General features: G+C 63.3%; 27 protein-coding genes. 13 read left to right on the top strand and 14 right to left on the bottom strand.

Going from position 1 to position 25,864, the window contains the following annotated elements; translation table 11 throughout:
* Positions 1-8 precede the first annotated feature (8 nt).
* The 4 genes from MESCI2_RS0114105 to MESCI2_RS1000000136825 all read left to right on the top strand — a co-directional run bounded on the left by MESCI2_RS0114105 (position 9) and on the right by MESCI2_RS1000000136825 (position 5,443).
* The gene (locus MESCI2_RS0114105) at positions 9-599 is read left to right on the top strand and encodes a hypothetical protein (RefSeq protein WP_245270333.1); all 591 of its coding nucleotides are present in this window, start codon (positions 9-11) and stop codon (positions 597-599) included.
* A 154-nt stretch (positions 600-753) separates the two neighbouring features.
* Entirely contained in the window at positions 754-1,926 is a 1,173-nt protein-coding gene (locus MESCI2_RS0114100; protein ID WP_081738762.1) for an efflux RND transporter periplasmic adaptor subunit, read from the top strand.
* Positions 1,927-2,012: 86 nt separating this feature from the next.
* Positions 2,013-5,192 carry an efflux RND transporter permease subunit gene (locus MESCI2_RS0114095; protein WP_027037147.1) on the top strand — a complete coding sequence of 1,060 codons (3,180 nt, stop codon included), beginning with the start codon at positions 2,013-2,015 and terminating at the stop codon, positions 5,190-5,192.
* Positions 5,193-5,284: 92 nt separating this feature from the next.
* Entirely contained in the window at positions 5,285-5,443 is a 159-nt protein-coding gene (locus MESCI2_RS1000000136825) for a DUF3309 family protein (protein ID WP_032900802.1), read from the top strand.
* 60 nt (positions 5,444-5,503) lie between these two features.
* Here MESCI2_RS1000000136825 and MESCI2_RS0114085 read toward each other — a convergent pair whose 3' ends face one another.
* Entirely contained in the window at positions 5,504-6,463 is a 960-nt protein-coding gene (locus MESCI2_RS0114085) for an SDR family oxidoreductase (RefSeq protein ID WP_027037146.1), read from the bottom strand.
* Between the two features lie 114 nt (positions 6,464-6,577).
* Positions 6,578-6,787 (bottom strand): DUF680 domain-containing protein, encoded by a 210-nt coding sequence (locus MESCI2_RS0114080; protein ID WP_027037145.1) that lies wholly within the window; start codon positions 6,785-6,787, stop codon positions 6,578-6,580.
* A 114-nt stretch (positions 6,788-6,901) separates the two neighbouring features.
* Here MESCI2_RS0114080 and MESCI2_RS0114075 point away from each other — a divergent pair, with 114 nt between their 5' ends.
* The gene (locus MESCI2_RS0114075; RefSeq protein ID WP_027037144.1) at positions 6,902-7,810 is read left to right on the top strand and encodes a LysR family transcriptional regulator; all 909 of its coding nucleotides are present in this window, start codon (positions 6,902-6,904) and stop codon (positions 7,808-7,810) included.
* Here MESCI2_RS0114075 and MESCI2_RS0114070 read toward each other — a convergent pair.
* The 3 genes from MESCI2_RS0114070 to MESCI2_RS0114060 all read right to left on the bottom strand — a co-directional run bounded on the left by MESCI2_RS0114070 (position 7,774) and on the right by MESCI2_RS0114060 (position 10,184).
* Positions 7,774-8,949 (bottom strand): MFS transporter, encoded by a 1,176-nt coding sequence (locus tag MESCI2_RS0114070; protein WP_027037143.1) that lies wholly within the window; start codon positions 8,947-8,949, stop codon positions 7,774-7,776. The genes MESCI2_RS0114075 and MESCI2_RS0114070 overlap by 37 nt on opposite strands.
* 117 nt (positions 8,950-9,066) lie before the next feature.
* On the bottom strand, positions 9,067-9,375 hold the full coding sequence (locus tag MESCI2_RS0114065) for a DUF1244 domain-containing protein (RefSeq protein WP_027037142.1): 309 nt from the start codon (positions 9,373-9,375) through the stop codon (positions 9,067-9,069).
* An 11-nt stretch (positions 9,376-9,386) separates the two neighbouring features.
* On the bottom strand, positions 9,387-10,184 hold the full coding sequence (locus tag MESCI2_RS0114060) for an N-formylglutamate amidohydrolase (protein WP_027037141.1): 798 nt from the start codon (positions 10,182-10,184) through the stop codon (positions 9,387-9,389).
* Positions 10,185-10,429: 245 nt separating this feature from the next.
* On the opposite strand from MESCI2_RS0114060, the gene MESCI2_RS0114055 reads away from it, so the two are divergent.
* Both MESCI2_RS0114055 and pyk read left to right on the top strand, forming a co-directional pair.
* Complete coding sequence (locus MESCI2_RS0114055) at positions 10,430-10,918, top strand: DUF1036 domain-containing protein (protein ID WP_032900800.1); 489 nt, start codon at positions 10,430-10,432, stop codon at positions 10,916-10,918.
* Positions 10,915-12,351: a pyruvate kinase gene (gene pyk / locus MESCI2_RS0114050; RefSeq protein WP_013529204.1), complete on the top strand. Its 1,437-nt coding sequence runs from the start codon at positions 10,915-10,917 to the stop codon at positions 12,349-12,351. The genes MESCI2_RS0114055 and pyk overlap by 4 nt, the downstream gene beginning before the upstream one ends.
* Positions 12,352-12,394: 43 nt before the next feature.
* On the opposite strand, the gene MESCI2_RS0114045 is transcribed toward pyk, so the two are convergent.
* The 3 genes from MESCI2_RS0114045 to ykgO all read right to left on the bottom strand — a co-directional run bounded on the left by MESCI2_RS0114045 (position 12,395) and on the right by ykgO (position 14,493).
* Entirely contained in the window at positions 12,395-13,459 is a 1,065-nt protein-coding gene (locus MESCI2_RS0114045) for an alpha/beta fold hydrolase (RefSeq protein WP_027037139.1), read from the bottom strand.
* 191 nt (positions 13,460-13,650) lie between these two features.
* The gene (locus MESCI2_RS0114040; protein ID WP_027037138.1) at positions 13,651-14,256 is read right to left on the bottom strand and encodes a tetratricopeptide repeat protein; all 606 of its coding nucleotides are present in this window, start codon (positions 14,254-14,256) and stop codon (positions 13,651-13,653) included.
* A gap of 111 nt (positions 14,257-14,367) precedes the next feature.
* Positions 14,368-14,493 (bottom strand): type B 50S ribosomal protein L36, encoded by a 126-nt coding sequence (gene ykgO, locus MESCI2_RS0114035; RefSeq protein ID WP_006327841.1) that lies wholly within the window; start codon positions 14,491-14,493, stop codon positions 14,368-14,370.
* 241 nt (positions 14,494-14,734) lie between these two features.
* Here ykgO and MESCI2_RS0114030 point away from each other — a divergent pair, with 241 nt between their 5' ends.
* Positions 14,735-15,157 carry a lysozyme inhibitor LprI family protein gene (locus MESCI2_RS0114030; protein ID WP_027037137.1) on the top strand — a complete coding sequence of 141 codons (423 nt, stop codon included), beginning with the start codon at positions 14,735-14,737 and terminating at the stop codon, positions 15,155-15,157.
* Positions 15,158-15,163: 6 nt separating this feature from the next.
* Here the strand turns inward: MESCI2_RS0114030 and MESCI2_RS0114025 are convergent, their stop codons facing one another.
* The 3 genes from MESCI2_RS0114025 to MESCI2_RS0114015 all read right to left on the bottom strand — a co-directional run bounded on the left by MESCI2_RS0114025 (position 15,164) and on the right by MESCI2_RS0114015 (position 17,081).
* Positions 15,164-16,243, bottom strand: a complete 1,080-nt coding sequence (locus MESCI2_RS0114025) for a 5-(carboxyamino)imidazole ribonucleotide synthase (protein WP_027037136.1) — start codon at positions 16,241-16,243, stop codon at positions 15,164-15,166.
* Entirely contained in the window at positions 16,240-16,737 is a 498-nt protein-coding gene (purE, locus tag MESCI2_RS0114020; protein WP_027037135.1) for a 5-(carboxyamino)imidazole ribonucleotide mutase, read from the bottom strand. The genes MESCI2_RS0114025 and purE overlap by 4 nt, the downstream gene beginning before the upstream one ends.
* A 140-nt stretch (positions 16,738-16,877) precedes the next feature.
* On the bottom strand, positions 16,878-17,081 hold the full coding sequence (locus MESCI2_RS0114015; protein WP_013529216.1) for a YdcH family protein: 204 nt from the start codon (positions 17,079-17,081) through the stop codon (positions 16,878-16,880).
* 239 nt (positions 17,082-17,320) lie between these two features.
* Here MESCI2_RS0114015 and MESCI2_RS0114010 point away from each other — a divergent pair, with 239 nt between their 5' ends.
* The 5 genes from MESCI2_RS0114010 to MESCI2_RS0113990 all read left to right on the top strand — a co-directional run bounded on the left by MESCI2_RS0114010 (position 17,321) and on the right by MESCI2_RS0113990 (position 21,349).
* Positions 17,321-17,500, top strand: a complete 180-nt coding sequence (locus MESCI2_RS0114010; RefSeq protein WP_013529217.1) for a YdcH family protein — start codon at positions 17,321-17,323, stop codon at positions 17,498-17,500.
* A 331-nt stretch (positions 17,501-17,831) separates the two neighbouring features.
* Entirely contained in the window at positions 17,832-19,085 is a 1,254-nt protein-coding gene (ispG, locus tag MESCI2_RS0114005; RefSeq protein WP_027037134.1) for a flavodoxin-dependent (E)-4-hydroxy-3-methylbut-2-enyl-diphosphate synthase, read from the top strand.
* Positions 19,086-19,090: 5 nt separating this feature from the next.
* On the top strand, positions 19,091-19,945 hold the full coding sequence (locus tag MESCI2_RS0114000; protein WP_027037133.1) for a lytic transglycosylase domain-containing protein: 855 nt from the start codon (positions 19,091-19,093) through the stop codon (positions 19,943-19,945).
* Between the two features lie 117 nt (positions 19,946-20,062).
* Complete coding sequence (locus MESCI2_RS0113995; protein ID WP_032900798.1) at positions 20,063-20,815, top strand: Stf0 family sulfotransferase; 753 nt, start codon at positions 20,063-20,065, stop codon at positions 20,813-20,815.
* A gap of 51 nt (positions 20,816-20,866) precedes the next feature.
* Positions 20,867-21,349, top strand: a complete 483-nt coding sequence (locus MESCI2_RS0113990) for a GNAT family N-acetyltransferase (protein WP_027037131.1) — start codon at positions 20,867-20,869, stop codon at positions 21,347-21,349.
* A 13-nt stretch (positions 21,350-21,362) separates the two neighbouring features.
* Here the strand turns inward: MESCI2_RS0113990 and MESCI2_RS0113985 are convergent, their stop codons facing one another.
* The 3 genes from MESCI2_RS0113985 to MESCI2_RS0113975 all read right to left on the bottom strand — a co-directional run bounded on the left by MESCI2_RS0113985 (position 21,363) and on the right by MESCI2_RS0113975 (position 25,701).
* On the bottom strand, positions 21,363-23,702 hold the full coding sequence (locus tag MESCI2_RS0113985) for a response regulator (RefSeq protein ID WP_027037130.1): 2,340 nt from the start codon (positions 23,700-23,702) through the stop codon (positions 21,363-21,365).
* A gap of 114 nt (positions 23,703-23,816) precedes the next feature.
* Entirely contained in the window at positions 23,817-24,623 is an 807-nt protein-coding gene (locus tag MESCI2_RS0113980; RefSeq protein WP_027037129.1) for a class I SAM-dependent methyltransferase, read from the bottom strand.
* A gap of 160 nt (positions 24,624-24,783) precedes the next feature.
* Positions 24,784-25,701, bottom strand: a complete 918-nt coding sequence (locus MESCI2_RS0113975) for a polyprenyl synthetase family protein (protein WP_027037128.1) — start codon at positions 25,699-25,701, stop codon at positions 24,784-24,786.
* Between the last annotated feature and the right edge of the window lie 163 nt (positions 25,702-25,864).

The raw sequence follows: 25,864 nt of genomic DNA, 5'->3' as shown, positions 1-25,864 counted from the left end.
TCCTCATCATGCTGACGCCTGCTGCCATGCTCGTGCTCGCAGCGCCGTTTGCGATCGCGCAAGAGAGCCAGACGCCGGCGCCTGCGGCAGTCGACGCGGTGAAAGGCCTGTCCGAATGGGACAAGGTCTATGCGGTGTTCTCGCATCCGCGCTGCGCCGACTGTCATGTCGCGGACGACAGGCCGCGATGGTCGGGTGCGCACTACGGCGGTACGCGCGTTCACGCCTTCAATGTCCAGCGCGGTGCTGACGGGTCGGGCTTCGGCAATCCGGGCCTGCGTTGCACGACTTGCCATTTTTCCAGCAATTCCAATGCATTGCACGGTCCGCCCGGGGCCGAGAACTGGCATCTGGCGCCGGCCGAGATGGCCTGGTTCGGCAGATCCTCGGCCGAAATCTGCGCCCAGATCAAGGATCCCCTGCGCAATGGTAACCGTAGCTTGAAGGATATCGCGCTGCATGTTCGCGACGACAGATTGGTCGCCTGGGGCTGGGCGCCGGGGTCCGGTCGTGAACCGGCTCCGGGCTCTGCCGAAGCGACCTATCAAGCGATCGAAAACTGGGCTGCGGCGGGCGCATCTTGCCCGGTGGCGCAATGATCTTGCAACTTTCGGACTATATTGCGGTGCGGCTTTGATGTAGAAGCGCGCTTCGCCGATCACGGCAAATTGAACACGGCCCGGCGCGCACCCATATCGGCGACGCGCCCGCGTTATGAGGACGCTGGCCGAACCCGCAGTGGAAAAAACGACGATGAGAATCAGGTTTCACAAGCTTGCAGCCGTTGTTGTGCTCATTGGTTTCGCGGCGTGGATGGCGACAGGCGAGTTTTCGTCGGTCGGCAGCGTAGCCGCCAACAAAGCCAAGGCAGCCGAAGCCGAACAGGCCAAGGCGCCGGACGCGAGCAAGCCGAAGACGGCGGAAGCCGAGCCGAAGGCACCGCTGCGCACCGTCGCGGTGGTGACGCCGCCACGCAAGACCTATGCGCGCGCCATCCGCATTTCAGGATTGACCGAAGCCGACAAGCGGGCGGTGCTGGCGACGCGTGTCGCCGGCGTCATCGACAAGCTGCCTGTCAAGCAAGGCGATCACGTCAAGACGGGGGATCTGGTGCTGATGCTTGCGGCGGAAGAAAAGATCTCGATGGTCGACAACGCCAAGCAGTTGGTGGTGCAGCGCCAGGCCGAGTTGGACGCAGCCTTGCGGCTGATGAAATCAGGCAATTTGCCGAAGCTGCAGCTCGACACCGCGCGCTCGAACCTGACCTCGGCGCAGTCGCTGCTGGAAACGGCACAGGCCGAACTCGACCGCAACGAGGTGAAGGCGCCTTTCGACGGCGTCATCGACCGGGTGCCGGTGGAACTTGGCAGTTCCATCATGCAGGGCGGCGAGGTGGCGACCATCCTCAAGCTCGATCCGGTGATTGCCCGCGGCGAAGTCAGCGAGCGCGATCTCGGCTATCTCAAGCTCGGCGACAAGGCCACCATTCGGCTGGTCAGCGGCCAGACGGTCCAAGGCACCGTACGCTACATCAGCCGCGACGCCTCGTCGGCGACCCGCACCTTCCGCGTCGAGGTTGCCGTCCCCAATGCCGACGGCTCGGTGCCGGCCGGCATGACGGCGGAAATCTCGCTCAACGCACAGCCCACCGACGCGGTGCTGCTGCCGCGCTCGGTTGTGACGCTCGGCGACAAGGGCGACCTCGGCATCCGTGCCGTGGGCAAGGACAACAAGGTAGCGTTCTTCCCCATCGACCTCGTCGACGACACGCCGACCGGCCTCGTCCTCGGCGGCATCCCGGCCGACGCCCGCATCATCGTCGCCGGCCAGGAACTGGTGAGGGAAGGCGACCTGGTCAACCCGGTCGAGGCCGACCAGGCGACCATCAAGAAGCTGATCGGCGAGGCGACGACCGGCACCCAGTAGCGTAGCGCAAGTCGCGACGGACTAGCCCTGGGCGGGGACAATCGGCTGCGACGCAGCTCGTGGAAATTCAAGAACAGGCGTTAGCCATGGATATCGTCAGACTCGCAATCAACAATGCCCGCCTGACCATTTCGGTCCTCGTCTTCCTTCTGCTGGCGGGCTGGGTCGCCTATCAGGCGACGCCAAAGGAAGCGGAGCCCGACGTTCCGATTCCGATGATGTATGTCAGCCTGATCTACCAGGGCATTTCGCCCGAGGATTCGGAGCGGCTTCTGCTGCGGCCGATGGAAAGCAAGCTGAAAAGCCTGAAGGGCCTCAAGGAGATGCGTTCGGCCGCCTTCCAGGGCGGCGGCTACGTGCTGGTCGAGTTCCAGCCGCAGACCAATCTGGCCACCGCGCTGCAGGACACGCGCAGCAAAGTGCAGGACGCCAAGGCCGACCTGCCGCAGGCGGCGGAAGAACCCGTCGTTACCGAAGTCAACATTTCCGAATTTCCCGTGCTCGTCGTCACGCTTTCGGGAAATCTGCCCGAACGCGTGCTGACCGCCGCCGCGCGCGAACTACGCGACCGTATCGAGGAGGTTCCCGGTGTTCTCGAAGGCTCGCTGCAGGGTGCGCGCGACGATCTCGTCGAGGTCGTCATCGATCCGATGAAGCTGTCTTCCTATGGATTGCAGCTCGATCAGTTGATTGGTGCGGTCGGCAACTCCAACAGCCTGGTCGCCGCCGGCAACATCGAAGGCTCGGAGGGCAAATACGCCGTCAAGGTGCCGTCGCTGATCGAAACGCCGGAGGACGTCGCCGCACTGCCGGTGGTCGCCGGCCCAAATGCCGTGGTGCAGGCCAAGGATATCGCGACGATCCGCTCGACCTTCAAGGATGCCGAGACGGTGACCCGTCTCAACGGCAAGCCGGCCATCGCCATCGAAGTCAAGAAGCGCATCGGCTCCAACCTGATCGACACCATCGCCAAGGTGCGGACGGTGTCGGACGAGTTCGTCAAGTCGATGCCCGAGGGCATGAACGTCACCTACACGCAGGACAAGTCGGTGTTCGTCAACCAGTTGCTTGGCGACCTGCAGAACCATGTGATGATCGCCGTCATCCTGGTGTTCATCGTCATCCTCTACGCGCTGTCCGGCCGTGCCTCGCTGCTCATCGGCCTTGCCATCCCGTCGTCCTTCCTGATCGGCATCCTGCTGCTGGCGATGATGGGCTACACGATCAACATGATCGTGCTGTTCAGCCTGATCCTGGCTGTCGGCATGCTGGTCGACGACGCCATCATCGTCACCGAGTTCGCCGAACGGCGGATGAGCGAAGGCATGCCGAAGGAGGAAGCCTTCGCGCTCGCCGCCAAGCGCATGGCCGGTCCGGTCATCGCCGCGACGATGACGCGCATCGCCGCCTTCTCGCCGCTGCTGTTCTGGCCGGGCATCATCGGCGACTTCATGAAGTACATGCCGATCACGCTGATCGTCACCCTGTCGGCCTCGATGCTCTATGCGCTTGTCTTCGCGCCGACGCTGGGTGCGATCTTCGCCAAGGCGCCGCCGCATCATGAGGATGACAATCGCGACGGCTGGTACATGGCGATCGTCAAGCAGGCGGTGCGCTTCCCCATCACCGTGCTGGTGCTGACCGTCGCGCTCTTGTTCGGCGTCGGCTTTGCCTATTCGAAATACGGCGCCGGCGTCGAGTTCTTCCCGAATGTCGAGCCGGACTACGGCCTGCTCTACGTGCATGCGCGCGGCAATCTTTCGCTGGCCGAAATGGATACCGCGACCAAGATCGCGGAAGACAGGCTGCTCGGCTGGCCAGGCGTGAAGTCGGTCTACACCCGCGTCGGCAAGACGCAAGGCGGCGGCCAGGACGTTCCCGAAGACGTCGTCGGCGTCATCCAGTACGAATTCATCGACTGGCGCGAGCGCAAGTCGGCGAACCACATCCTGGACGATCTGCGCGGCGTCATGGCCGGCATTCCCGGCGTCGATGTCGAGGTGCGCGTGCCGGAAGCCGGCCCGCCGACCGGCAAGCCGATCCAGATCAGGCTTTCGGCCGTAGACCCCAAGGGGCTCGACGACAAAGCCCGTGAGGTTGCGGCGCGCATCGGCAAGGTGCCCGGCGTCATCGATATTTCCGACGGCCTGCCGCCGCCCGGTGTCGACTGGGCGCTCGAGGTCGATCGTGCCAAGGCGGCGCAGTACGGCATCAGCCCAACCTCGGTCGGCACGGTGGTGCAACTGGTGACCAACGGGCTGAAGCTCTCGGAATACCGGCCTGCCGGGGCCGACGACGCCGTCGACATAAGACTGCGCCTGCCCGAGGACCGGCGCACGCTGTCGACGCTCGACGAACTCAGGGTGCAGACCTCGCAAGGGTCGGTGCCGATCTCGAATTTCGTCGTGCGCAAGCCCGAGCCGACGGTCGGCATCCTCAACCGCATCGACGGCGCGCGTACGGTGGTCGTCCAGGCCAACGTCGCCGCCGGCGCCCAGGTCGCGGCTGTGCAGGAGCAGGTCACCAAGGCCGTCGCCGAGATGGATCTCGGCAGCGGCATCCGCTGGAAGCTGGCCGGCTCGAACGAGGACAGCGCCGAAGCCAGCGCCTTCCTCAGCAAGGCCTTTGGGGCGGCGATCTTCCTGATCTTCTTGGTGCTCTTGGCGCAGTTCAACAAGTTCACCAGCGTCTGGCTGGTGCTGTCCTGCGTGGTCATGGCGACGATCGGCGTGTTCCTCGGGCTGCTGATAACAGGCGAGACGTTCGGCATCGTCATGTCGGGCATCGGCGTCATCGCTCTGGCCGGCGTGGTGGTGAACAACAACATCGTGCTGATCGACACCTATGACCGGCTGCGCGAAGAAGGCTGGGACAAGGTCGAGGCGGTGCTGCAGACCTGCCGCGAACGCGCCCGCCCGGTCGTGCTCACCGCAGTGTCGGCCATTCTCGGCGTGCTGCCGATCGCCTTCGGCCTCGGCCTGGAAATCTTCCATCACGAGACGACGATCAACGCGCCGTCGACGCAATGGTGGATTTCGCTGTCCTCGGCGATCGTCTTCGGCCTGTCCTTCGCCACGGTGCTGACGCTGGTGGTGACGCCGTCGATGCTGATCGTGTTCACCCGCGCCAAGGTCAAGCCGGGCGCACGGCGCGGCTTGATCAGCCGCCTGTTCCGGCGCGGCAAGGGCGAGGTTTCCTCAGCCGATGCGCAGGGGCAGGATGCCGGAGCAGAGCCGGGTATCGCCTTTCCGAAAGCCGCCGAATAGACCAATGCCGATTTGACCGCAAAAGGCCGTCCGGAACAACCGGGCGGCCTTTTGCATTGTTCTTGGGCGAAACGTCGAACTGCGGGGTTCTCATGCCGATCACCACCATCGTCATCATCGTCCTGATCCTTATCCTCATCGGCGCGGTGCCGGCCTGGCCGCATTCGCGCTCCTGGGGTTATGGGCCGTCGGGTATTGTCGGCGTGGTGCTGGTGGTGCTCATGGTGTTGCTGTTGATGGGACGGCTCTGAGGCTCCCTCTCGTGGGAGGTTCTTCAGTGTGCGGAGGGGCGGCGGCCGTGATCGTGGAAATCAGGCAGCTTTCGCAAGGCCATTCACGGTGGCAATGCCGATATCCCCGAGCGCTTCAGCAACCCCCTGATCCAACGGCGTGTGCGGAATCTCGCCGACGATGCCTTCCAGCCGCATCGAAGCCAGTTGATGCGGCTCGAAGCGCAGGTAGGACATGGAGACGATCTCGCGCCACATCGCTACGAACGGGCTGCCAGCGCGCAGTACCCACCAAGGCATCGAAGTCATCTTGAGCGGACGACCAATAGCCTTCTCGGCAGCGGCCTTGATCTGCAGATCGGTAACCGCGTGGCCCGGAAAGTTCAGCGCTTCATAGAAGCCGAGCTTGTCCAGATTGCGCGCCAGCGCGACGAAGCCCACAGCGAAGTCAGGCAGATAGGCCCATTCATGTACGAGGTCGACCGGGCCAGGCGCGGTGTAGATACCTTTGTTGATCTTGGCGGCAACGATCAGGTCGAACCATGATCCACTGCCGGTGCCGCCGAAGAAATCGCCGGCCCGCAATATGATGGTGCGGACGCGGCGCGCGTCGGCCTCGCGGTGAAACAATTCCTCCATGGCGCAGCGGATGCGGCCCTTTTGCGTGCTCGGATGGAAGGGTGTGTCTTCCGATATCACCGCCGGCATCGGTGAGCCGTAATTGTAAACGGTGCCGGGGAAGAGGTGCAGTGCGCCGTTCGCATGGCAGGCAGCCATGACATTCTGCGCCATCGGCAGGCACTTGCCCCAGTCGGTGTAGATCGGGTTGAGGCCGTTGAAGATGATATCGACACCTTGCGTGGCGCGGATGAGGGCCTCGCGGTCGAGCGCGTCACCGGCAACGGCTGTGGCGCCTTTGAGTTCGGCCGACACCTTGCCGTTGCGGGTGACTGCGCGAACCTCGTAGCTCGCGTCGATGAAGGCCTTGGCGACCACGCGGCCGAGCCGGCCACTGGCACCGAGAATTGCGATCTTGGTCATTGGAAGCACTCCTGGTTGGATTTGCGTGGTCGGTCTGGACGCGCGATCGGATCAGCGGGCGCGATCGAGATCAGCGACAAGCGCGATTGGGATCAGCGACAAGCGCGATCGAGATCAGCGGCTGCCGAAGAGGTCGCGGTTGCTGCCTTGCGTGACCGGTTGCCGGACGGCCGCCTCCGGGTTGTGGATCGAAGCGGTGGTCGTGTTGTCGGTGCTGGTGACAGTCGGCTGGCTGGCGTCGTTCGACCCAAACTTGTCGCTGCCGGCAAAAGCGGCGCTGACGGAAATGAGGATGGCGGCGGCGGTGAGAGCGATCTTGGTCATCTGAGTTCTCCTGGTTGGTGTTTGCAGTCCGTGTTGGTGTCTGCAGCCGGAATATGGTCGCTCCGAATGCGAATGGAAATTGACTACAGATGGCGTTCTGATATTCATAAATGAATGGCTGAAATCGACTGGAACCTGATCAAGAGCTTTGTCGCCGTGGCAGAATCCGGCAGCCTGTCGGCCGCCGCGCGAAAGCTTTCGGCCAGCCAGCCGACGCTTGGCCGTCACATCGGCGAGTTGGAACAGGCGCTGGGCGTCACGCTGTTCCGTCGAGGACGGCACGGCTACGAACTGACGGAGGCCGGCAGCACGCTGTTCGAACGCGGCAAGGCGGTCAGCGAGCAGGCAAGCGCCTTCTCACTCCTAGCGCTGGGTTCGGTCGAGGCCATCGAAGGCACGGTGCGCATCGCCGCCAGCGAGGTGGTGGCGGCCTATGTCCTGCCTGAGATGACGATGCGGCTGGGGATCGAGGAGCCCGGCATCGAGGTCGAGATCGCCGCCTCCAACCAGGTCGAGAACCTGCTGCGTCGAGATGCCGACATCGCCATCCGCATGGTCAAGCCGGCGCAGAACGAGCTGATGGCACGCAAGGTCTGCGATATCGCGCTCTGCGCCTGCGCCGCCAAATCCTATCTCGACAGGCGCGGCCGTCCGCTAAAGCCTGCCGATCTTGTCGACCACGATCTGGTCGGCTTCGACCGCGGCGACGAGATCATCAGGGGCTTTACCCAGCATGGCATTCCCGTCACCCGGAGCAGCTTCCGCTTCAGGGCCGACAACCAGATCGTTTTGTGGGAAGCGGTGCGGGCGGGAAACGGCATTGGCCTCGGCCAGGAGCCGCTGGCCGACAGGGATCCTTTGATTGAGAAGGTGCTGCCTGACCTGCCGCTGCCAGTTCTGCCGGTGTGGCTGGCGATGCATCGCGACGTGCGTACCAGCGTGCGCATCCGCCGGGTGGTGGATTTTCTCCACGAGGAGCTGAAACGCTATTCGGCGGGTGCTGGCGCGAATTCGGCGCGGTGAGCAAGCCCGGCCATCAGCAACACGATGATCAGCAGTCCCGACATGGTGATGAAGATCGGGCCGAAGCTGGAATGCTCGGCAACGAAGCCGATCGCCGACGGCGCCACCAGTATGCCGCAGTATCCGATAGTGGTGACCACGCTCATGCCGGTGCCAGAAGACATGCCTTCCTGATTGCCGCCGGCCGAAAAGATGATCGGCACCATATTGGCGATGCCGAAGCCGCAAAAGGCAAAGGCTGCAATGGCGAGCCAGGGCGAGGGCGCCAGGCCAGCCACCAGCATGCCGACCGCTGCTACCAGGGCCGACACGCGCAGCGTCGTCACCGCGCCGAAGCGATTGCGTATGCCGTCGCCGAAGAACCGCGTAATCGCCATGACGCCCGAAAATCCGGCGTAGGCGAGGCCGGCAACGGCAAGATCGGCGCCGAGTTCCTGGTGCAGGTACAGGGCTGCCCAGTCGAGCACCGCGCCTTCGGAGATCATCGCCAGCAGCGCCATCAGTCCGATCAAATAAACCAGCGGGTTTGCCGGCAGTGCGAATTTGTGATGCTCGGCCGCCTGCGGTCTGTCTTCGGTGAGGAGATGGCGAACGGCCACCGCGATCACCGCGAAGGCAAACACCGTTACCGCCGCCGCGTGGGCGAGGTGGCCGTAGTGCTGGATGGCAAAGCCGCCGAGGCCGCCGCCGGCGAAGCCGCCGAGACTCCAGAAGCCATGCGAGGACGACATGACGGCGCGGGAGAGCCGCCGTTCGACCACCACGGCATTGGCATTCATGGCGACGTCCATGCCACCGATCGAGCCGCCGAAGATGACCATGGCAACCGCCGCCAGCGGTACGTTGGGCGCCAGCGCCACGACCATCAGACCGAGGCTGCCGCACAGGGCGAACCAGCGAAGTACGGTGCGCGAACCATGTCTGGAGATCAAATGGCCGCACCAGGTCATCGCCATGACGGCACCGACCCCGAATAGGAGAATCAGCAGGCCGAGCGTGAACTTCGAAATCTCCAGCCGGGTCAGGAACACCGGAATCTGCGGCGCCCAGCTGCCAGTCAGGAAGCCGTTGGCGAGGAAAATGGCCGCGAGCGCCCATCGTCCGCGAATGGCAGTCAGCTTGGCAGTTGACGCGTTCATGAGGCGAATCCCGCTGAAAATGGCTTCGCGCGGCAAATTAGATCGATTCAATTTTCAGTCAAGGCTCTTTCGGGAAGCATTTTTGGACCATAACCTCGAGCGATCGCGGAGGCGGCATTAATGGTCCTGGGGGCGCCTTGCCTCGAATTCGGCCTTCTTGGCATCGGAGGCCTCGGTTTGGTTGAGCGCCTGCCATTCCCCATAAGGCATGCCGTAGACGATCTCGCGCGACTGATCCTTGGTGAGATCGACGCCCTCGGCATTGGCCGCCTCGCGATACCAGTTCGACAGGCAGTTGCGGCAGAAGCCGGCGAGGTTCATCAGGTCGATGTTCTGCACATCGTTGCGCTCGCGCAGATGCTCGACCAGCCGGCGGAAGGCGGCCGCCTCGAAATCGCGTTGCTGCTCGTCGCTGAGTTCGGTCATCGAAACCTCCGTCATAGCGGCCCGGTGCGCGAGCCGAACATCTTCACCACATGTATATCGGGACGGCGGTCGATCGCGTCAACGATCGGCGCCAGCCGTTCGGCCCAGGCGAGCGCGCCCTTCTGGTCCGATATCAGATCCTGTCGGATCTCGATCAGCGCATGGGCGAAGCCGTTGACGATGGCGTGCTTGTACATGGTGTCGCCGCGCAGCGCGCCGTCATAGGGTTCGTTGTCGCCGACGATGAGGTTCTTGTCCTGCGCCAGCATGTCTATCAACGGCCGCGCCACGCGGTCGTCGAGGTCCCACAGGATGCCGACGTGCCAAGGACGCTGGATTCCTTGCATGGCAGGGGTGAAGGAATGTACCGAGAAGATAAAGGGCGTCTGCGCGGAAGCCTGTGCGACCGAGGCGATCATGGCGCCGACGGCGTCGTGATAGGGCCGGTAGAACCCGTCGAGCCGCCTCTCGCGCTCATCGGCAGCGATGGGGTAATTCCCAGGTACGACAGTGCCGTCGTAAAGCTGGCGAATGAGCGTCGGGTCGTCTTCGCCGCGATTGGGATCGATCAGCAGCCGCGAAAAATTGGCGAGCACCGCCGGCACGCCGAGCAGGGCAGCCAGTTCGCGTGTCACCGCCTCGACGCCGATGTCATAGGCGATGTGGCGGTCGAACTCGGTTGAGGGCAGACCGAGGCTGTCGTAGTCGTCGGGCAGGTCGCGACGGGCATGATCGCCCAACAGCACGATGCCTCGCTTGCGGTCGCCCTCGATGATGTCGAAAGGCGCGAAAACTGTGGATCGGGTCATTGGCGGGAAATGGTCTGTTCGCTGGCTTCCGGGGAGGGTGCTATCGTCATTCCACGAAGACGACGCTTGCGCAATGCCGTTGTTTGGCCAAGGTTTCCCGGGAAATCTGGCACAAGTCGGCGAATTGTGCGCCGGAGCCTTTCTAAATCGATTGGAATTGGACAAAACGGTGCGTTGACATGCGCCCGGACTTTTCCGAAAAGGGGCGCAGAGAGATGCTGATGTGGTTTTTGAGGGGTTTTCGGATGAGTTCCGCTGGCGGGCAGCGCATACGCTCTGCCTTTGCCATGCCGCTCCTCACTCTTGCCATCGGCCTGGCGGCGATGGTCGTGGCGTCGCCGGCGCGTGCCGATTTCCGCGTCTGCAACGCCACGCAGAACCTGGTCGGTGTCGGCATCGGCTATCGCGCCAAGGCCGGCTGGATCACCGAAGGCTGGTGGCACATCGAGGGATCGAGTTGCAAGACGCTGATCGAAGGGCCGCTGTCATCAAGGTTTTACTATCTTTATGCAGAAGACGCCGAACGCGGCGGACGCTGGGACGGCCCGATCAACATGTGCGTGGCTGAAAAAGAGTTCAAGATCGCAGGCGTAACCGACTGCGTCGCCCGGGGCTTCCAGCGCGCCGGATTCCAGGAATATGACACGGGCGAACAGGCAAGCTGGATGGTCCAGCTGACCGATGAGTCCACAACGGGAGGCGCTCCAGCCGCCCCGGGAACAAACAGTCAATGAGACGTAGCCGCAAGGTCAAGATCCTAGCCACCATCGGTCCGGCCTCCTCCTCGGAGGAGATGCTGAAGAAACTGTTCGAAGCGGGCGCCGATGTGTTCCGCATCAATATGAGCCATACCGACCATGAACTGATGCGCACGCTGGTCGGACGCATCCGCGCTGTCGAGGAAGCCGTTGGCCGGCCGATCGGCATCCTCGCCGATCTTCAAGGGCCAAAGCTGCGCGTCGGCAAGTTCGCCAACGGCAAGGAAGTGCTGACGCAAGGCCAGACCTTCACTCTCGACGACAATCCCGAGCCCGGCACCTCGACCAGGGTCTATCTGCCGCATCCGGAAATCCTGAGCTCGGTCGAAGCCGGCCATCGCCTGCTGATCGACGATGGCAAGCTCGAGCTGAAGGCGGTGAAGAGCGACGGCAAGTCGATCGTCTGCACCGTCGTCGCCGGCACCACGATTTCCGACAAGAAAGGCGTCAGCCTGCCCGACACCGACCTGCCGGTCGGCGCGCTGACCGAAAAGGACCGCAAGGATCTCGATGCCGTGCTGGCCACAGGGGTCGACTGGGTGGCGCTGTCCTTCGTGCAACGGCCGGAGGATCTGGCCGAAGCGCGCAAGATCGCACGCGGCCGGGCGCTGATCATGGCCAAGATCGAGAAGCCGCAGGCTGTCGCCCGGCTGGCCGAAATCATCGAACTGTCCGACGCGCTGATGGTCGCCCGCGGCGATCTCGGCGTCGAGATGCCGCTCGAGGCGGTGCCCGGCATCCAGAAGCAGATCACGCGCGCCGCACGCCGCGCCGGCAAGCCGGTGGTGGTTGCGACGCAGATGCTGGAATCGATGATCACGGCACCGGTGCCGACCCGCGCCGAGGTGTCCGATGTTTCGATCGCCGTCTTCGAAGGCGCCGATGCCATCATGCTGTCGGCGGAATCGGCGGCGGGTGCCTATCCGGTCGAGGCCGTGGCAATGATGAACCGTATCGCCACCAAGGTCGAAACCGATCCGACCTATGCCGGCATCATCAACGCCCAGCGCTCCGAACCGGAGGCGACCGGCGCCGACGCCATTTCGCTGGCCGCGCGCGAGATCGCCGAAACGCTGAAGCTGTCGGCGATCATCACCTACACCGCATCAGGCACCACAGGCCTGCGCGCCGCCCGCGAGCGGCCGCAAGTGCCTGTTATCGCGCTGTCGCCGATCCTCAACACGGCGCGGCGGCTGTCGCTTTTGTGGGGCACGCATTGCGTCGTCTCACCCGACGCCGTCGACCTCGACGACATGGTCAACCGCGCCTGCCGCATCGCCTTCGACGAAGGCTTCGGCAAGCCGGGCGACCGCGTCATCATCACCGCGGGCGTGCCGCTGCGGACACCGGGTTCGACCAACATGCTGCGCATCGCCTATATCGGGTCGGACACGCAAGTCAGCCGCTAGATTCCTGAAGCGTGTCGCCCTGAACGGATTCAGGCGGCCCGCTTCAGGTCGGCGCAAGTTCGGCCTGCGGTACCTTGATATCGGCGCATCTGCCGGCGCCGTAGGCGTCGCCGGCGATGCGCGCCTCTACGGTCCTGGCCATCGCCTGCAGGTCTATACTTTTGCCGGCGACCTTCTCGATGGCGCCGACGGTCAGGTCGGGCGCGATCCAGTCTGGCTTGTGACCGAGATTGTGCACCCACACGAGTTCGGCACCGGCAATGTCGCGCGCCAGGCCGACCGAATGGATCGTGGCATAGACCACCTTGTCGCGATCGCCTGAAATGACCACGGTTGGCGCCTTGATCTCGTTGTAGCGCGGTGCGGCGCCGAGGGCATAGCGATAGAGCCCGGCGACATCGGTGGCGTTGGCACGAAAGGCTGTTGGTCGCAGCACCAGCGGGATGGAGGCCGAGCTGAGATAATTGTCCGGCACCTTGTTGGGCGAGAAAACGCAGGTGGTGGCTTCGGCCATCTGCAGGGTTCCCGCCGGATAGGTCAGCGTCTCGGAAAACAGCCAGCCGAGCACCGGCATGGTGGTCAGATCGTAGTACCAGGCGGTTGCGCCGCCCGGCCATGGGTGGGTCGCCGGCGCGAGAAAGACCAGTCCGAGTGTCTTGTCGGGATGCTCGCGGCCAAAGGCCGATGTCACCACGCCGCCGAAGGAATGACCGACGATGATGGCCTTCTTCATACCGAGACGGTCCATCAGCGCGGCAATGGTGTTGGCCTGCGCCGACGGGTTCTCGTTGTCGGTGCCGCGACCCGACCAGCCGTGGCCTGGCCGGTCGAAGAACAGCATTTCGGCGCGCCCTTCGAGCAAGGGACGCAGCGGCAGCATCTGGTCCCTTAGATTGGCGCTGGCGCCGTGGATGAAGACGATCGGCGGCAACTCGGCGTTCGCAGGTGCCGGAACATGGACATAGTGGATGCGGCCGCCGTCGATGTCGGCGAACTCGCCGATCGGCGGATTGCGGCGCTCGATCAGCCATGAGCCGGCGCGGGTGACGCCGACAAAGCCGAAGACAAGCGCCATCAGGAAGGCAAGGGCGGCGTAGATAAGGTTCATGGGAGAGATACGGGGGTGAAGGGGGATAAGTTGTAGGGGAGTAGGGGAGTAGGGGAGTAGGGGAGTAGGGGAGTAGGGGAGTAGGGGAGTAGGGGAGTAGGGGAGTAGGGGAGTAGGGGATATGTTCCACGCGCAATCTGCACCACTTACATACTGCCTTACTCCCCTATTCCCCTACTCTCTTCAGGACATCAAATGCCTTCGCCGGCAAGCTCCTCCGAAATCGTGCCGACTTGGTCCTGGGCGCTGCGCATCATCGGATAGATGGCCAGCACCTTTTGCCAGGCCTCGAGCGCCGATTGCTTGTGGCCGGTCAGCGCCATGATCTGCGCCAGGCCGGACAGCGCACCGAAGTGGCGTGGTTCGAGTTGCAGCGTATGGTCGATGTCGGACATCGACTTGCCGTAGTTCTTCATCATGAAATGGACGGTGGCACGCCGGTTCCAGCCCTCGGCATAAGTCGGCTGCAAGGTGACCACCTGGTCGAGGAAATCGAGCGCGACGTCGAATTTCTGGCCTTCGATAGCTTTCTGCGACCACTGCATCATCAGGTCGATCGAGGCGCTGCCGGATTGCGACCACTCGCTCCAGATGCTGCCGGCGATGCGCTCGGCCGCCTTTTCGTTGCGTTCGCGTTTCAGGTCGCTGAACAGCTGGTCGAGGCGGGCTTGTTTCGTTGTTGCGGCGGGTGGCGCGTCCTGAGTGCCCGGCGGCGCGACAGCATCATCCGCCCATGCCGGGCCACAAATGACGCCGGAAACAAGCAGAGATGTCAAAAATGCAAAAAGAATCCGCATCACCGGACTCTAGTCCCGGGCGGCGGAACGTCAAACTGAATTTGGCGTGAAAGGCCGGCAGGCGGCAACAAGCATCAAATGGGCGGAGGCAACAGCCTCCTGCCCGAAAACTCAGCCCTGGCGTGCCTTGTAGCGCGGGGCGGTCTTGTTGATGATGTAGACGCGGCCCTTGCGGCGAACCAGCTGGTTGTCGCGGTGACGCGCCTTCAGCGCCTTGAGCGAATTCTTGATCTTCATGGTCTTGCCTGTCGGTGTGGACCCGGTCCGGGTCGAAATTTTAAGGCGCGCCAGAAGACGCGCCTTTGAACTGTGGGAGGCTCATAAACGAGGAGCCTTGTCCCTGTCAACCGCAAGCGTGCTCCATAGCGGCTGTGAATCGTCCCTGTCATCAATTATCCGCCATGTCGGTCTGGCGGCATTGCGCGGCCCTGGGTCGGCTGGGATGATGCGCTCGCCGTGAAGTGATTTGGAGAGAACCATGCGCCGAATGTTCCTGTCCGCCTGCCTTGTCCTGCTGGCGGCAGCTTCGGTTGCGCGCGCGCAGGAATGCGACCGCAGCGACGACAGCCAGCAGATGATGAACATCTGTGCCGGCGAAGACTATCAGGCGGCCGACGCCAAGCTCAACAAGGCCTATCAGGATCTCACCAGCTCGGATGATGCCGGCGGCAAGAGATTGCTGCAGGTGGCGCAACGCGCCTGGATCGCTTTTCGCGATGCCGAGTGCGCGCATTCCACCGCCGCCAGCGAAGGCGGATCGATCCATTCGATGGAAGTTTCGCAATGCCTGACCAGATTGACCAATGATCGCGTCAAGCAGCTCGCTGCCGCGGCCAATTGCGAGGAAGGTGATGTGAGTTGCGCCAATCCAGGGCAGGACGAGAGCGACGACGTGCAGTAGGCAACCTTATGAGGCGCGACGGCTGATCCGAGTGAAATGACCCATCTTGCGGCCGGGCCGCGCTTCGGCCTTGCCGTAGAGATGCAGCATCAGATCGGGCTCGGCGAGAAGCTCCGGGACGCGTAGCACATCGTCGCCGATCAGGTTTTCCATCACACAGTCGGAATGGCGGTCCGGGCCGCCGAGCGGCAGGCCTGCAATGGCGCGGATATGCTGCTCGAACTGCGAAACGATACAGGCGGCTTCCGTCCAATGGCCGGAATTGTGCACGCGCGGCGCGATCTCGTTGGCCAGCAGCGAGCCGTCGGCCAGCACGAAGAACTCGACGCCGATGACACCGACATAGTCCAGCGCCGACAGGATCTTCGATACGGCCGTTCGTGCGGCTTGCGCCGTCTCCGGCATAATGGCGGCCGGCAAGGTCGATGTGTGGAGAATGCCGTTGCGATGGATATTCTCGGCTGGATCGTAGGCGACGACCGCACCGTCCAGCCCACGCGCCGCGATCACCGATATCTCGCGCTCGAACGGCACGAAGGACTCCAGGATCAGCGGCACATTGCCCATCGCCTCGCAGGTGCCGGCGAAGCCCCCGGCTTCCATGTTGCGGAAGACGCGCTGGCCCTTGCCGTCATAGCCCATGCGGCGCGTCTTCAGGATGCCGCTGCCGTCGAATGCTTTCAGCGCCGCCGTCAGCTCGTCATCATTGTCGACGGCGTGGAAAACGGCGGTGGCAATGCCGATGCCGTTGAGGAATGTTTTTTCGTCCACCCGGTCCTGCGCCACTTCCAGCGCACGCGCCGCCGGATAGACCGGAACCTTGGCGGCCAGCGCGCTGGCCGCTGCAACCGGGACGTTCTCGAACTCGTAGGTGACGACGGAACTCGAGCCTGCCAGTTCGGCAAGAGCGGCCGGGTCGTCATAGGCGGCTGTTATCTGCCGGTTGGCGACCTGTGCGGCCGGGCAATCCGCTTGCGGTTCCAGCACCACGGTGCGGTAGCCGAGGCGGGCGGCAGCAACAGCCAGCATGCGGCCGAGCTGGCCGCCGCCAATGATGCCGATGGTCGATCCGGCGGGCAGGCTCACGGCGTATCCGTCGGTTCGGTCGCGACCTTGGCGGTCTGCGCGGCACGCCAGGCGTCCAGACGGACGGCAAGGCTGTCATCGTTCAGGGCCAGCACGGCAGCGGCCAGAAGGGCTGCGTTGGTGGCGCCAGCCTTGCCTATGGCCAGCGTGCCCACGGGAATGCCGGCCGGCATCTGGACAATGGACAGCAGCGAATCCTGTCCGGAAAGCGCTTTCGATTCCACCGGCACACCGAACACCGGCAGCGGCGTCATCGCCGCCGTCATGCCGGGCAGGTGCGCCGCACCGCCGGCGCCGGCGATGATCACCTGATAACCGGCCGCCTTGGCGCCCTTGGCGAAATCATAGAGCCGGTCTGGGGTGCGATGCGCGGAGATGATCAGCCGCTTGTGCGGGATGCCGAGTGCTTCCAGCGTTTCGGCCGCATGGCGCATCGTCGCCCAGTCGGACTGGCTGCCCATGATGATGGCGACGTCGGCGCGTTGATCGTCCAAGTCCGTGTTCCCCGGCGACAAAGGCGCGCCTTAGCGGAATTCGCGCGAGGCCGCAAGGATAGGCGGCCGCTGCTGCGGTGACAGGCGACGAAATCATCGAGCTCGGGCTCGCCTCGAGCGACGTCAGTACATCACATCGTTCAAGCAATGATGTCGGGAATGATCTTGTCTTCCAGCGCCATCAGCCGGTCCTTGAGGAACAGCTTCTTCTTCTTCATGCGCTGGATCTGCAGCGGATCGCAAGCCATGGCGATCATCGCGTTGATGGCTGCATCGAAATCGGCGTGTTCCTGCTTCAGGCGGGAAAATTCGAGGCGAATATCGGCCTGTTCCTGATCGGACATTCTCTACCGTCTGCACGTCTGCGGCGCCCAAAGCTGGGCCTGATTGGGCGGGACCGGGTGTTTTGTCACCGGCGTGCAGCCCATATCACATTTCAAGGTGTCGTGGAATGCTACCACGGATCATTCGACATCGCCCGCGGAAGGTGACACACTGTCACCGTGCCGTCACAGAAGCGAACCTGCGGTGGACGCGCCGTGACGGTTGCAATCGAGGAAAACCATGAAAGGGAGAACCAATCATGTCTCTTGCATCCCATCTTGATGAGTTGCAGCGGAAACACGGCGACATCGAACGTGAAATCGATGACGCGATGAATCATCCATCGGTCGACGACCTCGAAATCGTGAATCTCAAGCGACGCAAGCTGGCACTCAAGGACGAGATTGAAAAACTAAGAGGCAAACCGACCACGCATTGATGCCCTCCTGACATAGCCGCCAATATCCGCGGCCTCTTTTCCCGGCGGCACCCCGCCGCCGGTGTGGAGGGTTTTGATTCCAGCGCCGGTCTGTCAGCCGAAGCTGAACTTGCACCGGTTCAATTTCCGCTTCGGCCGTCGCCCGTTTCGCCAGATCATCGATTGTTTCTGGCCTCTGGCGGCGGACCGATTCCGGCCAGTGGCGACCTGTCGCCATTGACAAGCCATCTTTGCTCCTCCACCTCATGCCCGGACCTCAGCGCATCGGCCCGGGGCATCGTTGTGCGCCCATGCAGGACACAAGATGCTCCAGAGACAAAAGGCTGCCGGCATGACCGGATATTTTTCCTCTCCTTTCCCCCGCCGCACCTCGGTCGGCGTCGATGTCGGCGGCGTGGTCGTTGGCGGTGGCGCGCCTGTTGTCGTCCAGTCGATGACCAATACCGACACGGCCGATATCGACCAGACGGTTGCGCAGGTCGCAGCACTGCACCGGGCCGGCTCCGAGATCGTGCGCATCACCGTCGATCGCGACGAGAGTGCCGCCGCCGTACCGCGCATTCATGAGCGGCTCCAGCGGCTCGGCATCAACGTGCCGTTGGTCGGCGATTTCCACTATATCGGCCATAAGCTTTTGGCCGATCACCCGGCCTGCGCCGAGGCGCTGGCCAAATACCGGATCAACCCCGGCAATGTCGGCTTCAAGGACAAGAAGGACCGGCAGTTCGCCGATATCGTCGAGATGGCGATCAGGCATGACAAGCCGGTGCGCATCGGTGTCAACTGGGGCTCGCTCGACCAGGAGCTTTTGACCCGGCTGATGGACGACAACCAGGACAAGGATTTTCCGCTGACGGCGCAGGAGGTGATGCGCGAGGCGATCGTGCAGTCGGCGATCCTGTCGGCCGAGATGGCGGAAGAGATCGGCCTTGGCCGCGAGAAAATCATCCTGTCGGCCAAGGTCAGCGGCGTGCAGGATCTGATCGCCGTCTATACCGAGCTCGCCACCCGCTCCAACCATGCGCTGCATCTCGGCCTTACCGAAGCCGGCATGGGCTCTAAAGGCATCGTCGCTTCGTCGGCCGCCATGGGCATCCTGCTCCAGCAAGGTATTGGCGACACCATCCGCATCTCGCTGACGCCGGAGCCGAATGGCGACCGCACACGTGAGGTGCAGGTGTCGCAGGAATTGCTGCAGACCATGGGCTTCAGGCAGTTCGTGCCGATCGTCGCCGCGTGTCCCGGCTGCGGCCGCACGACCTCGACCGTGTTCCAGGAACTTGCTCAGAACATCCAGGCGGATCTCAGGAAGAACATGCCGGTATGGCGTGAAAAATATCCCGGCGTCGAGAACCTCAAGGTCGCGGTGATGGGCTGCATCGTCAACGGCCCAGGTGAATCCAAGCATGCCGACATCGGCATTTCGCTGCCCGGCACCGGCGAGACGCCGACCGCGCCCGTCTTTGTCGACGGCAAGAAGGCGGCGACCCTGCGCGGGCCGTCGATCGCGGCGGATTTCGAGAAAATGGTCGCCGACTATATCGAGCAGAGGTTCGGTCGCGGCGGCAAGGCCGCGGCAGAGTAGAACAGATGCAGCGTTTCCTTTGGGTGGCGCTGATCCTGCTGTGTGGGCTGGTCTGGTCGACGCTGGCTCAGGCCGATCCGCCGCAATCCGCCAAGCAGCGGCTGATCGACAGGGTCTGCACCTTGATCCAGGCGCATGCCGACCGGAACGGCCTGTCGCGGGATTTCTTCGCCCGGCTGATCTGGAAGGAGAGCCGTTTCGATCCCAACGCCGTCAGTCCGGTCGGCGCCGAAGGCATCGCCCAGTTCATGCCGGGCACCGCCAAGATGCGCGGGCTCGCCAATTCCTTCGACATCGACCAGGCGATCCCGGCCTCGGCCAGATATCTCGCCGAAATGAAAACCGGCTATGGCAATCTCGGCCTGGCGGCGGCCGCCTATAATGCCGGTGAGAGCCGTGTGTCGCGCTGGCTCAGCTCCGGCGGCTTTCTGCCGATGGAAACCGAAAGCTATGTCTTCGACATCATGGGCGAGCCGGCCGACAAATTCGCCGACCGGGCCTATGCCGGAAAGGTCGAACCGCTCGACGCAAAGATGGATTTTGCCGTCGCTTGCCGCAGGCTGCCGGTAATCATGTCGCGAACCGTGGCGATGGCCTCGATCAACATAAAACCATGGGGCATCCAGGTGGCCGGCAACTTCCGCCGCAGTGTCGCGATCAGCCAGTGGCTCAGGGTGAGGAGCCGGTTTCCGGCCCTGCTCAACGGGCACGATCCGGTGGTCAGCCGGGTGCGCACGCCAATCGGCCGGCGCGGTATCTACGCGGTCAGGATCGGTGTCGACCGCCGCGCCGATGCCAACGTCATCTGCCAGAAATTGCAAAGCGTCGGTGGGGCGTGCGTGGTGGTGCGCAACCGGTGATTTTTGGCCCGCTGGGAAAGCATTTTAGGCGACATCCAGCAAAGATTTCAGCTATAGCGGCGACCAACTTTAACAGGGGCGACAGCCCTGCCTTTGGCGAGCAGCAGGGGCCGCAACATGTTCGATGGATACATTATCTGCGGCACGCCGAGGACCGGAAGCACTTTGCTGTGCAAGCTCCTGGCGTCCACGAAGACGGCCGGCGATCCGCACTCATTCTATCGGCGCCAGGACGTGGCGGAGTGGGCTGAAGAGTGGAATCTGGCCGATCGCGATGCGATGAGCGAACTCGAATTCAACGTTGCCTATCTCAACGCGGCGATCACCGCCGGCAAGGGTGGGACAGGCATTTTCGGCCTTCGCTTGATGCGCGAAAATCTGGATGAGCTTTCGGCAATCCTCGATCGGATTTTCCCAAAATTTGCATCGGACAGAGCGCGCCTTGAAAAGGCCTTTGGGCGCATTCTCTACATACACCTTTCGCGGGAGGATAAGCTTTCGCAGGCTGTCTCCCTGATCAAGGCAGAGCAGACCGGTCTTTGGCATATCGCTCCCGACGGCACCGAGATCGAAAGGGTCGCGCCTGCGAAAGAGCCCCAATATGATTTCGAGCGGATCAGACGTGAGGTCACGGAACTCGAGAACTATGATGCGGTCTGGAACATATGGTTCGAAGCACAAGGCATAATCCCGCTGCGGGTTGGCTATGAGCGTCTTGCCGCCAACCCGGCAGCGACATTGCTAGGCATTTGCGAAGCCTTGGGCGTTCAAGCACCCGACGCCGATGAGGTAAGGCCCGGCGTTGCAAAGCTCGCTGACGCGACAAGCCTCGACTGGATGCGCCGCTATCATCTGGATGCAGCCGCCTGAATGTATCGATGGCTGCGGGCAAAGGTACACGGGCTCGAAACAGGAAATACAATGATCTCATTCAGACCCATGTGTGATAGCGAATATCCGGCTTACCTCGATTATTTCATCACCGATTATGCAACCGAGATTTCGGCCAACTACGGTCTTTCAGGCCCTCAGGCCTTAGCACAGGCCAAGCAGGAAATCGCGGACGACCTGCCACATGGCATCAATACGCCCGGCGAGGTCCTGCTCTGTATCCTAAAACAAACGCCGGAAGCTGAGAGCGTCGTGGGTTATTTTTGGTACCGACCGGATCCAGAAAATCGTTCCGTATTCATCAAAGACTTCTATATCCTCGCTGCACACCAGAGCAAAGGGTTCGGCAAACAGGCATTATATGCGTTGGAAACTGAACTGGCGCAGACGGGGTTCGAACAGATTAAGTTGCGCGTTGCCGAGGATAACAAGCGCGCCAAACACGTCTATGAGGTAACCGGCTTTCGTGTCACCGGCGTCAACATGAGCAAGGCCATCAAAAGTAGATGTTGATGGTCAATCCTGGCTACGCCGTCTTGGCCACCACCGTCTCGCTGAGCCAGGTGCCGATCTTGGTGCCGAGGCGGTCGGGCGAAACCGGCTTCGGCAGATAGTCGTCCATGCCGGACTCGATGCACTTGTCGCGATCGCCCTTCAGCGCATGCGCGGTGACGCCGATGATCGGTATGTGCGTGCCCGTCGAGGTCTCCATGGCCCGGATGGCGCGCGTCGCTTCGTAGCCGTTCATCTCGGGCATCGAGACGTCCATCAAGATCAGCTTGGGGCGCAGCGCCCGGTACATCTCGACCGCCGTGCGGCCGTTGCCGGCGATGCGGTAGCTCAAGCCCAACCCGTTGAGGATCTGGCCGAACACCAACTGGTTTACGTCATTGTCCTCGGCAATGAGGATGTCGATCGGTCCGTTCGGCGTGGTTGTCGATTCCGGCGCTGCCGCGACCGGCATTGCCGGGCCGCGGATGACGGTGAAGGCGGGCGGCGCTGCCGGGGGAGCCTGCACGATCGGTTCGCGGACGAACCGCGCCTTGCCGACCTGCGAACGGGCCTTCTGGATCACCGAGATGACGGTGCCGAGCAGCACCGCGGAGCGCGCCGGCTTGGTCAGGTGTGCTGATATGCCGAAGTCGATGATCATCTTGCCGAAATCGACCTGGTCGACCGAGGTCAGCAACACCACCGGGATGGAGGACAGCCGGCTGTCGGAAGCAATGGCCCTGGCGACGTCGGCGCCGTTCATGCCCGGCATCTGGTAGTCGAGGATGATGCAGTCGACGGCGGCGCCGAGCTGAAAGGCGCGGTCGAGGAAGGCCAGACCGACGGCGCCGCTTTCGGCGGCGGCACAGTCGAAGCTCCAGCTTCTGAGCTGCTCGAGCAGGATCTCGCGGTTGACCGGATTGTCGTCGATGACCAGCACGCGCGCGCCGGTGACGTCGACCGGTACGATCTCGTCGCGCGCCGCGGCCTGATGCGCGGGCAGCGGCACAGCGAACCAGAACACCGAGCCGCGGCCGATCTCGCTTTCGACGCCGATCTTGCCTGCCATCAGGTCGACGAGGCGGGCGGCGATGGCGAGGCCCAAGCCGGTGCCCTCATGGCGACGGGTGGACGAGCCGTCGACCTGTGCGAATTTCTCGAACACGTTCTGCAATTTCTCGGCCGGTATGCCGATGCCGGTGTCTTCGACGCGGATCTTGAGCTGGACCACGTCGTTGACGATCTCGCCGCCGACATCGATCAGCACATGACCCTTCTCGGTGAATTTCACCGCGTTGCCGAGCAGGTTGGTGATGATCTGCCGGAAGCGGCCGGCGTCGCCGACGACATGGGCCGGCAGGCGCGGATCGACGCGCACGATCAGTTCGAGGTTCTTTTCGGCGACGCGCGCCGAGACCAGTGTCGCCACATCCTCGACCGCCTCGGAAAGGCGGAAGGGAGCGGGGTCGAGAGTGAGTTGCCCGGCATTGATCTTGGAGAAATCGAGGATGTCGTTGATGATGGTGAGCAGCGCGTTGCCGGATTTGACGATGACGTCGGTGAAGGTCTTCTGGCGCGCCGTCAAATCGGTCTTGGCCAGCAGTTCGGCCATGCCGAGCACGCCGTTCATCGGCGTGCGGATTTCGTGGCTCATATTGGCCAGGAATTCCGACTTGGCGCGGTCGGCGGCCTCGGCCTTGAACAGAGATTCGGCGGATTCGGCAAAGGCGCGGCGGATCGCCACTTCCATCGGACGGAAGATCCAGAAGGCGACGATGGCAAGGGCCGCGAACAGGATGCCGCTCGCCCACAACAACAGCCTGTCTGAGGAGGCATCGGCCAGATGACGCTCATCGTCCATGGCGGTGCGGACGCGGACCAGCATCGGCTGGGCGAACAGGTCGTTCTGGTTGCGGATTTCGCGATAGCTCCACTCGTCGACCTTCTGCGCCACCGACATCAGGTTGAAATTGCGCACCATGTCGCGCGGCGACCAGAACAGATCGCCATTGACGGAAGCGGACTGGAGTTCATTGACGGTCTTGATCGACAGCCGCGGCTTGATCGCCGCAAGCTGGGCGGTCAGCGTCTCGATCTCGCCGGTCAGGCGCTCCGAATGGCCGCGCGCCGATGTGGTCAGGGCATCGCGTGTCTCCGCCCGCCAGGCAGTGCCGGTCGTCTCGGCAAAGCTGGTCGCGTTGCGCAGGTCGCGGGTGAAGATGACGAGGTTGCTGCTCAGCGCATCGATGTCGCGGCGAAAGGAATTGACGCGGTCAAGCGCAATCACGATACCGGCGGAAGCCAGCGCGAAGATCAGCAACCCTGAAATATAGCGGATCCGGACCGACCGGATGAAGGACGAATATTCAGGCATGCGCAACCCCAACACATACGCACCATTTTAATGGCCGGGATTACGCTTCATTTACATTAAAATTTCGTTCGTGCGGGTAGGCAGGCCGTGCGAGCCGCCGGATGGAAAGCACGCCTAGGCCGCTTCCACGACGAGGGCGCGGATGCGGCCACGCACCGGGCCTTCCCCGAACCGTTTCCCAAGGGCATTCGCCACGTATCGCGTCGCCTCCTCCAGCGAGCCGCCGCGCGCCTCGATCTCGGCCCGCAGGGGTGTGCCCTGGCAATAGGCCGCGGCCGCCTCATATGGCGAGGGAGCGGCACTCACGGCATCCAACGGCTCTATGGTGATGTCATGGAAGCCGGCGGCATGAAGGTCGGCGCGGATGACGTCCGCATCGTGATAGCCATGCGGCGTCCTCGCCATGAAGCGCGGCGGATCGGCCGGGAAAAAATGGCCGAGTGCCCGCGTCACTTGCTCGGCGAACTCGTTGTCTTCGAGGGCACCCCAGACGTTGAACAGGAAATGCCCGCCCGGCCGCATCACCCGCCGCGCTTGCCCGTAGGCGCCCACCCGATCGGGGAAGAACATCGCGCCAAACTGGCAGACTACGGCGTCGAACTCTGCGTCCTCGAAGGGCAGAGCCTGGGCATCGGCCTGCCGCCAGGTGATGCGAGGATCGTCCGCCATCCGCGTGCGTGCGTGGTCGAGCATGGGCTGATTGAGGTCGGTGACCACGATGCGCGTTTGCGCCGGCAGTTTTGCCGCGAGCGCACGTGTCACCACACCGGTGCCCGCCGCCACTTCGAGCACCGATTGCGGCCCGAGCTTCGACACCCGCTCCGCCAGATCCCGCGCATATGGCTCGAAGATCAGCGGCACCATCGCCCGGTCGTAGACTTCGGCAATGGAACCGCTGAACAGCTTGTCGGTGGTCGACATGGCACCCCTCCAACTCTATCCGCACCGCGTGCCTGCCGTGCGGATGGCAAAGCGATGTCGATCCTCTGCCTCGGCAGGCTTCCGCTCAAGTTCTATTTTTGAATTGACCGGCGGAGGACGAGCGAGCTTAGCCAGCTCGATATCCCGGTTGGCGCCAACCTCAACTGGTGCGGGTCGCCACGAACGTCGCCGCCTCTTTCAGCAATTGGGCATCGTCGCCAAAGGGCTCAAGCAGCGCATGCGCCTGTTGGACGAGGCCGTGAAGCTGGCCGCGTGCCCAATTCGCACCATGCAGCGCCACCAGCGTCGCCTTGCCGGCGGCGGCGTCCTTGCCGGTCGCCTTGCCCATCTGGCTGGCATCGGCGGTCAAATCGAGCAGGTCGTCGGCAAGCTGGAAGGCAAGACCGATCGCTGAGCCGAATTCGGCCAGCCGCTCGCGGTCATCAGCCGGAGCGCCGGCGATGAGGGCACCTGCCTCGCAGGCGAAACGGATCAACGCGCCGGTCTTCATCGCCTGCAGCCGGATGATGCCGGCCTCGCCCGGCGGCGTCTGTTCGGCTTCGAGGTCGAGCTTCTGGCCGCCGACCATGCCGCCTGCCCCGGCGGCGCGGGCCAGCGCCAGCACCAGGGCCGCCCGCCGCTCCGCCGGCAGGGCGGTCGCCTCGCCGGCGATGATGTCGAAGGCCAGCGTCAGCAAGGCATCGCCAGCCAGGATAGCGGTCGCCTCGTCGAAGGCCCTGTGCACGGTCGGCTGGCCACGGCGCAGATCATCGTCGTCCATGGCGGGCAGATCGTCATGTATCAGCGAATAGCAATGCACGCATTCAAGTGCGGCGGCGACACGCAGTGCCGCCTCGCCATCGGCGGAAAACAGGGCCGCACTTTCCATGACCAGGAAAGGCCGCAGGCGCTTGCCACCGTTCAGCACGCCATGCCGCATCGCGGCCATCAGCCGCTCAGGCCGCGTGATCTCGCCCGAAAGCGCACGGTCGTCGAGCAGCCGCCGCAGCAGCACCTCGACGGCGGCCGCCCGCCTGATGAGCGCCATTTCGAACGCCATTTGGTCGTCATTCGTCATGGCCGGGACCGGTAGCCGACACTCAGACGTTGCGCAAGAAGGCAAGCGCCATTATGCCGGAGCAGTATGAGCCCGTTTGGAAACTCTACTCCTGCGGTCATCTGAGGGCGTTTTCTGCGCTTCCGGTGCTTGCGTACTCTAATGTACGCTCCGCTCCGGTTCT

Source organism: Mesorhizobium ciceri WSM4083 (genome assembly GCF_000519305.1).
Lineage (GTDB): Bacteria > Pseudomonadota > Alphaproteobacteria > Rhizobiales > Rhizobiaceae > Mesorhizobium > Mesorhizobium ciceri_B.
This window is presented reverse-complemented; position numbering and strand designations above follow the sequence as displayed.

What these genes read in the sequence shown, in the direction of transcription:
- MESCI2_RS0114105 (WP_245270333.1), top strand. Translation starts at nt 9, where the DNA reads ATGCTGACGCCTGCTGCCATGCTCGTGCTCGCAGCGCCGTTTGCGATC.
- MESCI2_RS0114100 (WP_081738762.1), top strand. Translation starts at nt 754, where the DNA reads ATGAGAATCAGGTTTCACAAGCTTGCAGCCGTTGTTGTGCTCATTGGT.
- MESCI2_RS0114095 (WP_027037147.1), top strand. Translation starts at nt 2,013, where the DNA reads ATGGATATCGTCAGACTCGCAATCAACAATGCCCGCCTGACCATTTCG.
- MESCI2_RS1000000136825 (WP_032900802.1), top strand. Translation starts at nt 5,285, where the DNA reads ATGCCGATCACCACCATCGTCATCATCGTCCTGATCCTTATCCTCATC.
- MESCI2_RS0114085 (WP_027037146.1), bottom strand. Translation starts at nt 6,463, where the DNA reads ATGACCAAGATCGCAATTCTCGGTGCCAGTGGCCGGCTCGGCCGCGTG.
- MESCI2_RS0114080 (WP_027037145.1), bottom strand. Translation starts at nt 6,787, where the DNA reads ATGACCAAGATCGCTCTCACCGCCGCCGCCATCCTCATTTCCGTCAGC.
- MESCI2_RS0114075 (WP_027037144.1), top strand. Translation starts at nt 6,902, where the DNA reads ATGGCTGAAATCGACTGGAACCTGATCAAGAGCTTTGTCGCCGTGGCA.
- MESCI2_RS0114070 (WP_027037143.1), bottom strand. Translation starts at nt 8,949, where the DNA reads ATGAACGCGTCAACTGCCAAGCTGACTGCCATTCGCGGACGATGGGCG.
- MESCI2_RS0114065 (WP_027037142.1), bottom strand. Translation starts at nt 9,375, where the DNA reads ATGACCGAACTCAGCGACGAGCAGCAACGCGATTTCGAGGCGGCCGCC.
- MESCI2_RS0114060 (WP_027037141.1), bottom strand. Translation starts at nt 10,184, where the DNA reads ATGACCCGATCCACAGTTTTCGCGCCTTTCGACATCATCGAGGGCGAC.
- MESCI2_RS0114055 (WP_032900800.1), top strand. Translation starts at nt 10,430, where the DNA reads ATGAGTTCCGCTGGCGGGCAGCGCATACGCTCTGCCTTTGCCATGCCG.
- pyk (WP_013529204.1), top strand. Translation starts at nt 10,915, where the DNA reads ATGAGACGTAGCCGCAAGGTCAAGATCCTAGCCACCATCGGTCCGGCC.
- MESCI2_RS0114045 (WP_027037139.1), bottom strand. Translation starts at nt 13,459, where the DNA reads ATGAACCTTATCTACGCCGCCCTTGCCTTCCTGATGGCGCTTGTCTTC.
- MESCI2_RS0114040 (WP_027037138.1), bottom strand. Translation starts at nt 14,256, where the DNA reads ATGCGGATTCTTTTTGCATTTTTGACATCTCTGCTTGTTTCCGGCGTC.
- ykgO (WP_006327841.1), bottom strand. Translation starts at nt 14,493, where the DNA reads ATGAAGATCAAGAATTCGCTCAAGGCGCTGAAGGCGCGTCACCGCGAC.
- MESCI2_RS0114030 (WP_027037137.1), top strand. Translation starts at nt 14,735, where the DNA reads ATGCGCCGAATGTTCCTGTCCGCCTGCCTTGTCCTGCTGGCGGCAGCT.
- MESCI2_RS0114015 (WP_013529216.1), bottom strand. Translation starts at nt 17,081, where the DNA reads ATGTCCGATCAGGAACAGGCCGATATTCGCCTCGAATTTTCCCGCCTG.
- MESCI2_RS0114010 (WP_013529217.1), top strand. Translation starts at nt 17,321, where the DNA reads ATGTCTCTTGCATCCCATCTTGATGAGTTGCAGCGGAAACACGGCGAC.
- ispG (WP_027037134.1), top strand. Translation starts at nt 17,832, where the DNA reads ATGACCGGATATTTTTCCTCTCCTTTCCCCCGCCGCACCTCGGTCGGC.
- MESCI2_RS0114000 (WP_027037133.1), top strand. Translation starts at nt 19,091, where the DNA reads ATGCAGCGTTTCCTTTGGGTGGCGCTGATCCTGCTGTGTGGGCTGGTC.
- MESCI2_RS0113995 (WP_032900798.1), top strand. Translation starts at nt 20,063, where the DNA reads ATGTTCGATGGATACATTATCTGCGGCACGCCGAGGACCGGAAGCACT.
- MESCI2_RS0113990 (WP_027037131.1), top strand. Translation starts at nt 20,867, where the DNA reads ATGATCTCATTCAGACCCATGTGTGATAGCGAATATCCGGCTTACCTC.
- MESCI2_RS0113985 (WP_027037130.1), bottom strand. Translation starts at nt 23,702, where the DNA reads ATGCCTGAATATTCGTCCTTCATCCGGTCGGTCCGGATCCGCTATATT.
- MESCI2_RS0113980 (WP_027037129.1), bottom strand. Translation starts at nt 24,623, where the DNA reads ATGTCGACCACCGACAAGCTGTTCAGCGGTTCCATTGCCGAAGTCTAC.
- MESCI2_RS0113975 (WP_027037128.1), bottom strand. Translation starts at nt 25,701, where the DNA reads ATGACGAATGACGACCAAATGGCGTTCGAAATGGCGCTCATCAGGCGG.